Below are 13,826 nucleotides of genomic sequence, written 5' to 3' on the forward strand. Positions count from 1 at the left end.
GATTTTACTTAAATAGCATTAATGAGATCATTTTTTTACTAACTATTTTCCACTTCCCTGTATTTTTTCTGTCATTAGCTTATCTCTTAGTAAAATTATGATCTGTAAAGCCCCTACGTTGTGCGTAAGGTGTTTATATTTTGTTTGTTATTTGTGGGTTACTGTTCGTTTTTTATTACGCTACCGTTTACCATCATAAACCGAATTTTTACTAACCTATCAACTCCAACCAGTTTACATTACTGTGAATAGTGCTTTAGCTCAGCGCTTATAAGGCATATACTGGGAAAATTATTTTAAAAAATTAATCCTTTGAGTGACATGTCTGCTAACTTATCAAAAAATGATTTACTGGCTATTTTTGAAGAAATTAAAAATGAGCAGGCTACTCAGTTTCCTCTTTCTGAGCGTTTTATAAATAAACTGTTTAAGCCAAACGTGTTGGCAAAGGGTAAAGCGTATTATAAAAATGGTAAAATCGCCTGGTTAGAACATAACAGTGATTTTTCGGTGATAGACTCAACCGTTCAAAGTGATACCGGCGCCTCTTATAATCAGCGAATCGAGATCAGTAAATTACCAACAGGTTATTCTGTTGATACCCACTGTACCTGTAATATCAAATCAAAATGCCTACACCTAGCAGCCATTTTGTTAAAGCTTAAAATTGAGCACTCCGGTGAGTATGGCGAAGACTATTTTATAAATGATTGGTTCAGTGAATTAAGTACACTTAAAAGTACCGAATCAACAACACCGTCTCAAGTCCTACTTTTTGTATTAAGTGTTGAAAATAAAAAAGTATTTATATCTCCTAAAATAGCTAATTTCGACAAAGACCAAAATTATACCTTAGGGCGCAATCTAACAGACCAGCAATTAAATAGCTTTATAACGCCAAATGATTTACTTGAAAGCGACTTTAGACTTTATAGTTGGATCCGTTCACAAAATGCAGTTGGTAGTCTTGAGTTAAAAGGTCAATGGGGGTTTAGCGCGTTACAGCAGTTGATTGCAACCGAGCGCTTATTTTTGCATCGTTCTCGAACTGCAATAAAGCCTCAAAGTGGCCAGGCGCTTAGTTTTAATTGGCAACAAGAAAAAGAGCTTACAAAATTAGTCGTTAATTTAGAACAAAGTAAAAATTGGGCGGTACTCAAAACTACACCTCCTACATACCTTGACCTTGACCACTTAAAAGTTGGCCGTATACGCACACCGTTAAGTGGCGATGAAATAGCCCACTTACAAACCATGCCTGCAATACACAGCCCTAATTTCGACCGTATTTATAAACAGCTTGCAGATAACTTTGGTGCGGGTGTTATTCCCCATCCCACCAATACGCAATCTGTTTTACCGCATACAGCAAGTAATGCAGTAATTAAAGTTTCTATGGAAGAGGCTGGTTTAAGGCTATCTTTATCATTTAAGTATAAAAATAAACATTACCCCGCAGGTACAGCGCCAAATAATTTAATTAACAGCGCGTTTGAAAACACAGTAACCAATGAGCTTGTTAATTTAGGTTTTGAGTTTTGTAAAGGGGGTTTACAAAGTGAGTTTACTTTTAATAAGCAATCAGCAATTCATTTGCACTGGTTAACTTACGAGGTATTTCCGAGCTTTAAAGAGCATGGTTGGAAAGTAACTATTGGTAAGATGGATATCGCCAATCCGCAAAGTGAAGTTACATTGATTGCGAATAGAGCTGCAGGGCATCAAATGCACTGTAAAGTGCTTATTAACAGCAGCAAGCTTTCACAACTTTTTAGCAACGAAGATTCACTTTATCAATCGTTAAATCGACAAAGTCAGTTATTTCATTACTACCCTGTTGGCCGCCAATTTGGTGTTATTAATAAGTCAGCCATGAACGTTTTGTCTGATTTTAAGCAACGTTTTGAGTTTGTAAAAACACGTGACGAATTTAATATACCCCTTTCGTACTTGCCAGAACTTGTAAAACACACTGCAATTAATGTTGAGCTGCACGACGATTCACTCGAGCTCTATCTTGAGGAGCTTAACAGTACACATAAAACAATGCCGAGCGTATCGCTGCATGGTTTAAATGAGTCTGTCGAACTTAGAGAGTATCAACAGCAAGGTGTTGATTGGCTTAGTTTTTTAAAACGCCACAAACTTGGTGGCATTTTAGCTGACGATATGGGGTTGGGTAAAACACTGCAGGTCATTGCGTTTTTAACGAGTACGTACAATCGTCCGCAGGCAGGTCCTACACTAATCGTGTGTCCAACCAGTTTAGTGAGTAACTGGCAAAACGAAATACTTAAATTTACCAAAGGATTAAAGGTAACTACTATATTTGGGTCTAATCGTAACGAGCCACTGCAACACCTAGCGCAAGCGCAGTGCATACTGACTACTTACCCTTTGTTAAAACGTGATATAGCTTATTATTCACCGCTTTTTTTTGAAAACATAGTGCTAGACGAAGCGCAATATATTAAAAATGACACGGCGCAAGTATCTCGATTGGTAAAACGACTTAATGCTGATTTTAAATTGTGCTTAAGCGGTACCCCAATCGAAAACAACTTGCTTGAACTCAAGTCTTTACTCGACTTTGCTATGCCCTCTCTTTTAGGCTCTCAGGCTCATTTTAAACAACATTTTCAAACGCCTATTGAGCGTGAGGCCGACATGCAGCGTGCAGAGCAATTAAAAGCACTCATAATGCCGTTTATACTGCGCCGAACAAAAGCACAAGTGGCGCAAGAACTGCCGCAAAAAACAGAAATAACTAAAGAGTTTGAGTTTGAGCCCAAACAAAAAGAAATGTATCAAGGGATAACACGTGCCCTTGAAGAAAAGCTCATAGATCTATTTGCTGAGCAAGGCGTTCAAAAAAGTAAACTTGCCTTTTTAGAGGCTTTACTGAAGCTAAGACAAATTTGTTGTCATCCAAAGCTCATTGAACCTGATACACAAGCCGGGTCTGCCAAATTAGAATGGTTATCTACTCACCTCCCTTTAATGCTAAGTTTGGGGCGTAAAGTAATTATATTTAGCCAATTTACATCAGCGTTAGATTTAATTGCAAAGCAATTAACTGAATTGGACATTAACTTTAGTTTATTAACAGGCCAAACTCGCCATCGCGATAAAGTTATAGATGAGTTTACCAGTGGCAAAACGTCTGTTTTTTTAATTAGCTTAAAAGCAGGCGGCACTGGGCTTAATTTAACGCAAGCCGATACGGTTATTCATTTCGATCCATGGTGGAACCCCGCAGTAGAAAAACAAGCCACCGATCGTGCCTATCGTATTGGACAAACTAACCCAGTTTTTGTTTATAAGTTGATTATGAGTCATTCAATTGAACAAAAAGTATTTAAAATGCAAGAAGACAAACAAGCACTTGTTGATGCATTATTTACCGATAAATCAATGAGCTTTACACAGTTCGATGAGCAACAAATGCTGTCACTTATAAAAAATTAATTTATTTTAAAATTAGTGCGATCTTTTTTGAACTTATTTAAATGCAGGGCGTCTACTATTATGCTTGTTGATTAATTGCAGTTAACACAAGTTTTCATGTTGATTCCCTATTTAGTTACTAATTTTTAGTAATGATTAAGCCAGTTCATTTTGAACTGGCTTTTTTTATGCCTGTTTTTAGTGTTTAGTTGCTTATTAGTCGGGCTAAAGTTATTTAAATTAATTTGATCTTTTTTTTGAACTTATTTGAACTCAGGTCGTCTACTATTATGCTTGTTGATTAATTGCAGTTAACACAAGTTTTCATGTTGATTCCCCCCCATTTAGTTACTTATTTAGTAATGATCAAGCCAGTTCATTTTGAACTGGCTTTTTTTATGTTTAATTTTTACCGTTTAATGCTTTATTTGCCAAAGATCAGTTTTTTAAAATAATTAGATCTTTTAATGAACTTAATTCAAAACAGGGCGTCTACTATTGTGCTTGTTGATTAATTGCAGTTAATTCAAGTTTCATGTTGATTCCCCTGTTGTGTTACTTATTTAGTAATGGTTGAGCCAGTTCATTTGAACTGGCTTTTTTTATGGCTGTTATTTGTTACCCCCTACTTCTACTCAAACTTATTCGTTATGATGGCATGTCCATAAATTTTATAAGTTTATTTTATGATTACTCAAATACTCACCCAAATTGATTGGGTAAGCACAGCTGCAGGGTTTACGGCAGGTGTTGTGCTTTATAGTGTTATTGGTGTTTTGCCTCGCAGAAAATTAAAAAAAACAATTAACGAGCAACAACAGCAACTCTCTTTATTACAAAGTCAGTTCGATAACAAAGCTGAGCAACTTAGCGCCTTACAAGATGAACATGAGTTGCTTGAGCATAGCCACCAAGAACAGCGCGACGAAGCGCAGCATTTTAAAACTCGTTGCAGTGAACAAGAAAAACAAAGCATGCAATACAATCAGTTTTGGCAAAAAGCCGAAACCGAAATAACGCAGTTGCGTGCACAATATAATCAACGCGATGTAGAGCTTAACTCCATGCGAACTATGCTTGAGCAAAAGCAGCAAAGCTTTACTGAGCAGTTAGCTCAAATAGAAGAAAGTAAAAACGTACTTAAAAAAGAGTTTGAAAATTTAGCCAATAAAATCCTCGATGAAAAAACCCAAAGCTTTAAAGTGACTAACCAAGAAAGTATTGAACAACTGCTTAAACCCGTTCAAGGTGAGTTAAAAGGCTTTAGAGATAAAATGGAATCAATTCATGTTGAGGACTTAAAACAGCGTGCACAATTAAAAACTGAGCTTTTACATTTACAAGCCAAAAGCCAATCCATCACAGAGCAAGCCGATAAGCTAAGTAACGCCTTACAAGGGCAAAAGAAAACCCAAGGTAACTGGGGCGAACTCATGCTTGAAAACGTGCTTGATAGCGCAGGCTTACGCGCAGGTACCGATTACAAACGCGAAGTGTCGTTTAATACCGAGGATGGTCGTTTGCGCCCAGATGTTGTAGTGTATTTACCACAAGAGCGTCATTTAGTTATAGATGCAAAAACATCCCTTAATGCCTACACCCGTTATGTAAATGCTGAAAATGAACTTGATGCTAATCAAGCTATTAAAGAGCATGTAAATGCAGTTACGGCTCGAATAAACGAACTAGCCAGTAAGTCATATGACCGCCTCCCTGGGTTAAATTCACCTGAGGTTGTCATTATGTTCGTACCTATAGAGTCAGCCTTTGTAGAGGCGCTTAAATATCAAAGTGATATTTATCAACAAGCGATAGAAAAAAACATTCTGGTCGCTACTCCCACTACGCTGTTAACCAGTTTAAATATTGTTAAACAGCTGTGGCGTTTTGAAGAGCAAACTAAATATTCAAAGGAGCTGGCAAATCGTGCAGAGCGCTTCTACAACAAATTAAATGGCTTTTTACTCAGCATGGAAGGTGTTGGTAAACAATTAGACCGAGCAAAAGAAAGTTACGACAAGGCCTTTTCTCAGCTTTACCGGGGTAAAGGTAACTTAATTAAACAAGCCTCAGAGTTTAAAGAGCTGGGTGTATCGGTGCAAAAAGAATTACCTCAAGAAAGCGTTGAACGTGCTCACTTAGAGCTAGATGAATAATCACCGCACATAATATTTGCGCACTGAGGTTGTGCGTTTATGTGGCTAGTTATTTACTAACGGCGCAGGCACTATAATAATACCTGTCCTTTAGGATTAACCACATGCAACGCCCAACCGTTTTTTTCATTTCTCATGGCGGCGGCCCAATGCCATTACTAGGTGATGCCAACCATGCAGAAATGCGAGCTTGCTTAGAACAGGTTGCCGCTACAATCCCAAAGCCCTCTGCTATTTTAATGGTCAGCGCGCATTGGGAAGCTCAACTAATTAGTATAACCGCGCACTCTTCACCGCCGCTTATTTACGATTACTACGGTTTTCCTGAGCAGGCGTATCAATTAACTTACCCTTGTGCTGGCCAGCCGCAACTTGCTAATTTAGTACAGCAAGCGCTCGCAACACGTAATATTGACTCAAAACTCGATTTTCAGCGTGGTTTTGATCACGGGATGTTTGTGCCGTTAAAAATTATGTACCCAGAGGCCGACATTCCCTGTGTGCAAATATCCTTGCATCCAAGTCTTGATCCGCTGTTGCATGTTGAAATTGGTAAAGCGCTGCAAAGTATTGATTATGATAACTTATTAATTATAGGCTCAGGCTTTACCTTCCATAATATGCGCGCTTTTGGTGTTACCCAATCAAGCGATGTTAATCAGCAAAACCTGGCATTTGAAAATTGGCTGGTAAGCACAGTCGCAGATCAAACATTAACCGAGCATCAGCGTGAACAGCAATTATTAGCATGGCAGCAAGCTCCAGCTGCACGCTTTAATCACCCCAGAGAAGAGCACTTGTTACCACTACATGTATGCTATGGCGCTGCTATGTGTTCCAGCACTGAGGTATTTGAATTAAATATTGCTAATAAGCGAGCCAGTATGTATTTGTGGCAATAATAAAAAACACGCCAGACTTTACTAGGCGTGTTTTTTGGTACTACTGCATTTATTGCAGCGGTTAAGCGGCAATTACCATTTCATTTCACCTTTATGAACTTTAGCGCCAATGCTAAGAGCCATAGGTAATACAGCCTCTGGGTATGTGTTTGTCATTTTATCTATCAGCAGTTTACTGCTATTACTACTTTGCTTAGCGTGTGCAAAATCCTTTAAATACTGGATTGAAAAATCAATATTTGCAGCATCTAATTGAGTGCCTGCTTTCATATGCCCAGGGATCACCACGTCAGGGTTGAGTGCTTTCATTTCATTAAGTTGCTTTGCCCATGCATTTTGCTCTGCTTGAGTTTGTGCATCGGCCATCCATAAATGAACATTAGCGTATACAGCCACATTTCCTAAAATAGCTTTATTATCAGGTATCCATAAATAAGGACGATGATTATGCTCACCCTCTGTACCACGAATTTCAATGGTATGGCCTTCTATTTTTAAGCTATTACCATTAAATATCTTAGGTACGACGGGGTTTTTAGGTGCGTTTTCACCCATTTTTGGCGTCCAAAAAGCAAGTTTGCCTTTAAGCTTTGCTGCTATTTTTTGGTGCACTGCCGGTGTGGTTATAATCTCTACGTCAGGAAAAAACTGCTGTAACACTTCAGCGCCAAAGTAGTAATCAGGATCGGCTTGGCTAATAAAAATAGTTTTTAGTTGTTTACCAGAGTCAATTACTTTGGCGGCAATGCGCAATGCATCTGCTTTGGTAAATCCGCTATCAATTAAAATTGCATCGGTACGGCCATAAACCAGCGTGGCATTAACATGAAAGCTATTGCTGTCAGCGTTATACACATCAAGGGTTAGTGGGGTTTCGTCTGCAATAGCGATATTGCTGGCTAATAGTGTGCTTAGTAAAAGAGTGCGTAGGTTCATAGTATTCTCATCATTGGTTGCTAATGCGAGCATAATAAAGGTTTGATATGTTCAGAAAAACAACCAATAATTAGCATCATTGTTTCATAAATCGTGCAAATACTATGGATAAACTTACCGCAGCGCAGGTTTTTGTGGATGTTGCCTACTCAGGCAGTTTTACTGCCACTGCCGATCGGCTTGAAATGTCACGCCCTATGGTTACTCGTCATATTGAGTCGGCAGAGGCCTGGTTAAATACGCGCTTATTGCATCGCACTACCCGTAAAGTAACGCTTACCACCGCCGGCGAGGCCTGTTTACCCGAAATAGAGCAATGGTTAGCACAGGCTAACCGTTTAGTTGAACAAACAAAAAGCCAGCAACAGTTGTCAGGTAAAATACGAGTAGCGACCAGTATGTCGTTAGGTTTTGCGCAATTAGCCCCTATATTTACACGCTTTATGAAACGTCATCCTAACGTGCAAATAGACATAGATCTTGAAGACTCAACCACAGATCTAATAGAGCAACGTGTTGATTTGGCAATACGTATTGCAGCCAATCCTGATCCATCTTTAATAGGTAAACCTATTGCCGAGTGTGAATCTATATTAGTGGCCTCAGCCGACTACCTTGCTGATTATCCGCCAATAACGATACCACAACAGTTAAGCGCTCATCAGTGTTTAGGCTATAAAAACTTCGACCGATATATTTGGCATTTACACAACGGGGATGAGTTTCAATCTGTTGATGTTAAATGCAATTTAAGTGCAAACGAGGCCACCACATTACTTCATGCAGCCATAGCCGGTGGTGGTATTTCAGTACAGCCTACGTATTTGGCAAATCAATATATACTTGATGGTCGCTTGCAGCGTGTATTAGCGCCATGGACATTAAACCCAATGAAAATATATGTGCTTTACCCTTCTCGTCAGCATTTATCGGCAACAGTAAGAGCACTAATCGACACGCTCAGTGATGAATTTAAAAATCCAGCATGGTAATTAATTATAAAAGTTTGGGTTTAAACCATAGCTTTGTGCGTTAAGCATGCTGATATTGTGTAGGTTATTTTGTTACAGTAAATGTAATAAGCGCCTTAATCTATAAAGGTCAGCAGACCCAAGGAACAATAACAATGAATCTGATCAAAATATCGGGCTTGGCACTGGCCATTGTTGCGGGCTTAGGCTTGCAAGCATGTTCAAGTACCAGCATAACAACCAACAATAATGCAGCGATGAGCACCGTGAATAACCCATTAAGCCTAGCGCAAATTTATAAAGATAAAGAATTTAAAACCCAGCGAAGCACTTACTTTAAGTGGCTAGACGATGGTACCGGCTATACCGTACTTGAAGAGCGCGAAAGCGAAAAAGAAAAAGCAGACGATAACAACGCCGATGACGAAAAAGAGCACGGCGTAAAAGGCAACGACATTGTATTTTACAATGCTGACGGCACAGGCCGTAAAGTATTAGTTGAGTTTGAAAAGCTATTGCCAGAGGGCGCAGACGAGCCATTTGCAATCGAAAGTTACCAATGGTCAAAAGACGGTAAATGGCTGATGGTATTTACCAACAGCGAGCAAGTTTGGCGCTCACGCAGCAGAGGCGACTTTTGGTTACTTAACCTTGAGACTAACCAATTACAGCAACTTGGTGGTAAGGACGTTGAGCCAACTACGTTAATGTTTGCTAAGTTCTCGCCAGATAGCTCAAAAGTAGCCTACGTGCGCGATAACAATATTTATATGCAAGCGGTTGGCAGCAACAAAGTGACTGCGCTCACAACCGATGGTAACGCCACTATTGTTAACGGTAATTTTGATTGGGTATACGAAGAAGAGTTTACTATTGCAGATGGTTTTCGTTGGAGCCCCGACAACAAATCAATTGCCTATTGGCAGCTTGATACCAGTGACGTTAAATTTTTCACTATGATCAACAACACTGATGATCTGTACCCTACCCTTAAAAAATTCCCATATCCTAAAGCGGGTGAAACCAACTCTGCCGTGCGTGTTGGTGTGGTAAGCCTTGCTGATAAACAAACCCGTTGGGCTGAGCTTGAAGGCGATAACCGCGACCGTTATATTCCGCGTATTAGCTGGGCAGGCACTGGCAAGGAATTAATGATTCAAGACTTAAACCGCCCACAAAGCCATAACAAAGTGTGGTTGTTTGATTGGCAAAAGCAGCAACTAACTAAAATTTTAGAAGACAAAGACGATGCGTTTATAGAATGGTTTTATAAAGCAAACTGGTCAAAAGACGGCGAGTTTTTTATTTGGCACAGTGAGCGCGACGGTTGGCGTCATCTTTATCGTGTATCGCGCGATGGCAAAACTATTATCGACCTAACCCCAGGCAATTACGACATTATTGATATGCTGAGCATTAATGAAGACAAAAACGTGATGTATTTTATTGCCTCGCCAAACGATCCTGGTCAGCGTTATTTATACAGCACACCGCTTGATGGCAGCAGCAAACCGGTACGGGTAACACCTGCTGAGTTTGAGGGCTCAAACAGCTACTACATGTCAAAAGATGCCTCATGGGCTATGCACACTTACTCTAAATTTGGTACGCCACCGACTAAAGAGATCATTAAAGTAAGCGATCATAGTAATGTAAAAACCTTAGTTGAAAATACAAAGCTTAAACAAAAGCTGGCTGAGCAAAGCTTACCAAAGCATGAGTTTTTTAAAGTAAGTGCACAAGATGGCACCGAGCTTGACGGCTACATTATGTTCCCAGAGAACATGGATAAAAGTAAAAAATACCCAATTGTGTTTTACGTATACGGCGAACCATGGGGCTCTACTGTGCAAGACCGCTGGGAAGGCAACAGTTACTTGTATAAATCACTGTTAACGCAAAAAGGCTTTATTGTGGCATCGGTTGATAACCGTGGCACACGTGCACCAAAAGGCCGCGATTGGCGCAAATCGATTTATAAAAAAATTGGCTCAATTACCGTACAAGACCAAGTAGACGCCCTAGATGCTATGGCTAAACGCTGGGGTGTAATAGACACCGACCGTGTTGGCGTATGGGGACATTCTGGGGGCGGTAGTTCAACCCTTAACTTGTTATTCCGCCACGGTGATAAATTTAAAGTGGGCATTGCCTCAGCACCCGTGCCAGACATTCGTTTGTACGACACCATTTACCAAGAGCGTTATGCGGGCAACCCAAATACAGACCCAGAGAGTTACGATAACACCTCGCCGATTACCTTTGCTAAAAACCTAACTGGTAAGCTGTTGCTTATTCACGGTACGGGCGATGATAACGTGCATTATCAAGGTTCAGAGCGATTAATTGACGAGCTTGTAAAGCACAATAAGCAGTTTGAGTTTTTCTCATACCCAAACCGCTCACATAGCTTACGTGAAGGCAAAGGCACTACCTTGCATTACCATACTATGATGGCTGACTTTTTTGAAAAGCACTTACTAACCAAGTAATCGCTTTAAAAAGTAAAATACTAAAGCCGAACACTAATTATTAGTGTGCGGCTTTTTAATCAAAATGGTGCGGGGGTTTACAAAGCGTAAGTTGGGTAGAGTGCAACAAAACCCGACAATAATAAAAAATGACTTATACACTCAAGGTCATCTAAAATAGCGAAGGCTCACCATGTTATTAGCCAGTTTTCTATTTCGATAACATCATCACGATCAAACACCATTAAACTTGAATGAGAGCGGGCATTAAAAGTTATTTTTTTTACTAACTCATTTTGTATAGATGAAAAGTAAGCCGGGGGGGATAGAGAGTCAACATCTGAGTTAATTACCAATACAGGCTTTTTAGTCTCAGTTAATTTAGGCAATAAATTTGTTTCTTGAATGGTTACTCCTGCCTCAAACATTGCTTGGTTAACAATATTATCAATCTCGCTATGAAAAAAATGACTAAGCAAAGGCGATTTATAAGGTAAGTGCTCCCATAGAATGGCCGACTACAACAGTCGGGTTATTTGTTTGATTTAAAAGTGGTTCAGCAAGCAGTTCATTTAAAATGCCGTGCTCTTTTGTTGCAAATACAAATGCTTCAGTTGATTCACCATGGCCAAAAAGATCTGGAATAATAACGTTCATACCAAGCGCTCTAAAATAGATAGCTGAAGCCATCATTGCTTCTTTACTGCCTCCATAGCCATGAAGTAATAAAGCAGTGCCTTTAAAACGATTAAATGTATCTGGTGTCATTCTGTGTGAAATTGTATTTTCTACATTATTACCAGTTGCATGAAGGTTGTAATAAACAGAACTCTCTTGAGAAAATTCGGCTGCTTGATAAGGTTCAGCAGCCAGGTATGTAATGCATTGAGTGGTACTAAAAGAGCAAAACTTTTGTTTTTCAAAGCCAATGTCACTAGGTTTTGTTTTTATAAACTGTGCTTCAGAAAGATAGATACCGGGGTTTGACATGACGTAACTGCCAATTGAAGTACAGCCAGACAAAGAAAATATATAAAGTGTAACTGCTAGTAGTTTGGTGAAATTTTCCATTTTCGCTTCATTAGTTAAATTTGAATATTAATACTTTAATTAAGCAGATAACGCCCTATGAGGTGGAGGAGGTTTTAGCCGTTAGTTAGGCATTTTTTATTATTTCAAAGTACCTTAACAGTATCTTCTATCTACCTCAATTTTCTCAAGTAAATAAATCTGTTTGGCATTAGGTAGACACTTTCTTATTAATCTAAACCCAAATTTAGTGCTTAATTATGACTTTGAGTTACTTTTTTATCTAGTTTTTATGGATTTAGGGGCTGAAATTTCACTCTCTTTTTAATCAAAATAGTGGGGGGGTTACAGCTGGATTTAAAGATTAAAGGAACAAGAATACTGCTCAATAGGTAATAATTGAATCGTTTAATACTAAACACAGCTTGGAATTAGAGAGGTATTAAAAAAGTAGCATCCTTGCTACTACAAGTGCGATATTAACTGCTTGGTTGCGAAGGTTGATACTTATTAACGAGAATGTGCTGCAAACTTTTAAGTGCCCGCTTTATCGCTTGCAGCATACTTCGTCCTTTTGTATTTACATTAATACTGGGTAGCCCAGGTAAAAGAATATTAATTTTGCACTGCTGTAAAGTGCCGTGGCGATCACTCGAAAGATCATTTATTTGAATCTCCACTTTACGAATATTTAAAGCATGTTTTGCCAATTGTGTTTTGATCAGCTTTAAAAGCGACATCTTTTCACTTGCGTTAATTATCTTGTTTTTAACTGTAAGTTTCAGCTTCATGCAATTACACCTTTTAATAGTACCTATGTTGCAGGCATGACTGTAATCTACTAACTTAGAGTCAAAGGAAAAAGCTGATTATTTCTTACTTTAAGACAGGTATTTTCGAATGATTACCAACATCAACTACAATCACTTATATTATTTTTGGCAGGTAAGTAAGCATGGCAGTATTGCAGCGGCGAGTAAAATACTTAATTTAACGCCGCAAACGGTCAGCTCACAAATTACTAACTTAGAGCAACGACTAGGAAAACCACTGTTTGTTCGCCAAGGGCGAGGCCTACAGTTAACGGAATTTGGCCATGTAACCCAGCAATACACCAATGATATGTTTGCTATTGCTCACGAATGGCTCGAAACCACGCAAGGCGATACCACGCACTATTCACGAACGTTAAAGGTCGGTATTTCAGATGTGTTGCCCAAATCACTGGTGTCAAAGTGGCTAGCCCCTTTAATTAATAACGACCGTATTACCAACTTACACTGTATTGATGGCCAACAAGATGAACTGCTTGCACAAATGGCGATTCATAAGCTTGATTTAGTGTTAGCCGATAAACCGCTCGATACCACTTTATCGCTTAAGGCGTTTTGCCATGAAATAGGCAAAAGCCAAATCGCTCTTTTTGGAAACAAAACATGGCATTCGCAGTTACATAAGCAGTTTCCGCAATCTTTAAATAACAAGCCTTTAGTGCTGCCTGCAAAAGAAAGCCCCGTTGCGCGTGCTATGTATTATTGGCTGCAAGAACACAAGATTGAAATGACAATAGCTGGCCATGTTGACGACAGCGCATTAATGAAGTCGTTAGGTGAGCAAGGGTTTGGCATATTCCCTGCGCCTATTTCGGTAAGAGCCGAAGTAGAGCGTCACTACGACGTTAATTATATTGGTACAATTGAAAATGTTTATCAGCATTATTATGCCTTTACGCCCGACAGGCTTATTCAAGACAGTATTTACGATGAATTTATAAAGCATGCTCAAACAACGTAAGCTTAGCGCTACTCGTCATGTGGTTATCAATGCGTTTAATTAAGCGCCCTATTTTTAAATACTAAATTGTATTTAAAAAATAAACATTTCCTCATTTAGCTTTATATTAAATTTTTAACG

General features: G+C 39.1%; 10 protein-coding genes. 6 read left to right on the top strand and 4 right to left on the bottom strand.

Annotated elements, in window-relative coordinates:
* Nucleotides 1-321 precede the first annotated feature (321 nt).
* The 3 genes from MTF67_RS06120 (at nucleotide 322) to MTF67_RS06130 (ending at nucleotide 6,505) form a co-directional block, all read left to right on the top strand.
* Nucleotides 322-3,468, top strand: coding sequence for a DEAD/DEAH box helicase (locus MTF67_RS06120; protein ID WP_248519000.1), 3,147 nt, complete (start codon nucleotides 322-324; stop codon nucleotides 3,466-3,468).
* A 665-nt stretch (nucleotides 3,469-4,133) separates the two neighbouring features.
* Nucleotides 4,134-5,603: a DNA recombination protein RmuC gene (gene rmuC, locus MTF67_RS06125; protein WP_248519001.1), complete on the top strand. Its 1,470-nt coding sequence runs from the start codon at nucleotides 4,134-4,136 to the stop codon at nucleotides 5,601-5,603.
* Between the two features lie 104 nt (nucleotides 5,604-5,707).
* Entirely contained in the window at nucleotides 5,708-6,505 is a 798-nt protein-coding gene (locus MTF67_RS06130; protein ID WP_248519002.1) for a class III extradiol ring-cleavage dioxygenase, read from the top strand.
* A gap of 72 nt (nucleotides 6,506-6,577) precedes the next feature.
* Here the strand turns inward: MTF67_RS06130 and MTF67_RS06135 are convergent, their stop codons facing one another.
* Complete coding sequence (locus MTF67_RS06135) at nucleotides 6,578-7,441, bottom strand: MBL fold metallo-hydrolase (RefSeq protein WP_248519003.1); 864 nt, start codon at nucleotides 7,439-7,441, stop codon at nucleotides 6,578-6,580.
* Nucleotides 7,442-7,545: 104 nt separating this feature from the next.
* On the opposite strand from MTF67_RS06135, the gene MTF67_RS06140 reads away from it, so the two are divergent.
* Both MTF67_RS06140 and MTF67_RS06145 read left to right on the top strand, forming a co-directional pair.
* Nucleotides 7,546-8,433 carry a LysR family transcriptional regulator gene (locus MTF67_RS06140; RefSeq protein WP_248519004.1) on the top strand — a complete coding sequence of 296 codons (888 nt, stop codon included), beginning with the start codon at nucleotides 7,546-7,548 and terminating at the stop codon, nucleotides 8,431-8,433.
* Nucleotides 8,434-8,567: 134 nt separating this feature from the next.
* Nucleotides 8,568-10,904, top strand: a complete 2,337-nt coding sequence (locus MTF67_RS06145; protein ID WP_248519005.1) for a S9 family peptidase — start codon at nucleotides 8,568-8,570, stop codon at nucleotides 10,902-10,904.
* A gap of 167 nt (nucleotides 10,905-11,071) precedes the next feature.
* Here MTF67_RS06145 and MTF67_RS06150 read toward each other — a convergent pair whose 3' ends face one another.
* The 3 genes from MTF67_RS06150 to MTF67_RS06160 all read right to left on the bottom strand — a co-directional run bounded on the left by MTF67_RS06150 (nucleotide 11,072) and on the right by MTF67_RS06160 (nucleotide 12,703).
* Nucleotides 11,072-11,362: a hypothetical protein gene (locus MTF67_RS06150; RefSeq protein ID WP_248519006.1), complete on the bottom strand. Its 291-nt coding sequence runs from the start codon at nucleotides 11,360-11,362 to the stop codon at nucleotides 11,072-11,074.
* Between the two features lie 7 nt (nucleotides 11,363-11,369).
* Nucleotides 11,370-11,954: an alpha/beta fold hydrolase gene (locus MTF67_RS06155; RefSeq protein WP_248519007.1), complete on the bottom strand. Its 585-nt coding sequence runs from the start codon at nucleotides 11,952-11,954 to the stop codon at nucleotides 11,370-11,372.
* Between the two features lie 437 nt (nucleotides 11,955-12,391).
* Nucleotides 12,392-12,703 carry a hypothetical protein gene (locus tag MTF67_RS06160; RefSeq protein WP_006793253.1) on the bottom strand — a complete coding sequence of 104 codons (312 nt, stop codon included), beginning with the start codon at nucleotides 12,701-12,703 and terminating at the stop codon, nucleotides 12,392-12,394.
* 109 nt (nucleotides 12,704-12,812) lie between these two features.
* Between MTF67_RS06160 and nhaR the strand changes: the two genes are divergently transcribed.
* The gene (gene nhaR, locus MTF67_RS06165) at nucleotides 12,813-13,706 is read left to right on the top strand and encodes a transcriptional activator NhaR (RefSeq protein WP_248519008.1); all 894 of its coding nucleotides are present in this window, start codon (nucleotides 12,813-12,815) and stop codon (nucleotides 13,704-13,706) included.
* The last annotated feature ends 120 nt before the right edge of the window (nucleotides 13,707-13,826 follow it).

Origin of the sequence: Pseudoalteromonas sp. 2CM32C, from assembly GCF_023161925.1 — a bacterium.
Lineage (GTDB): Bacteria > Pseudomonadota > Gammaproteobacteria > Enterobacterales > Alteromonadaceae > Pseudoalteromonas > Pseudoalteromonas marina.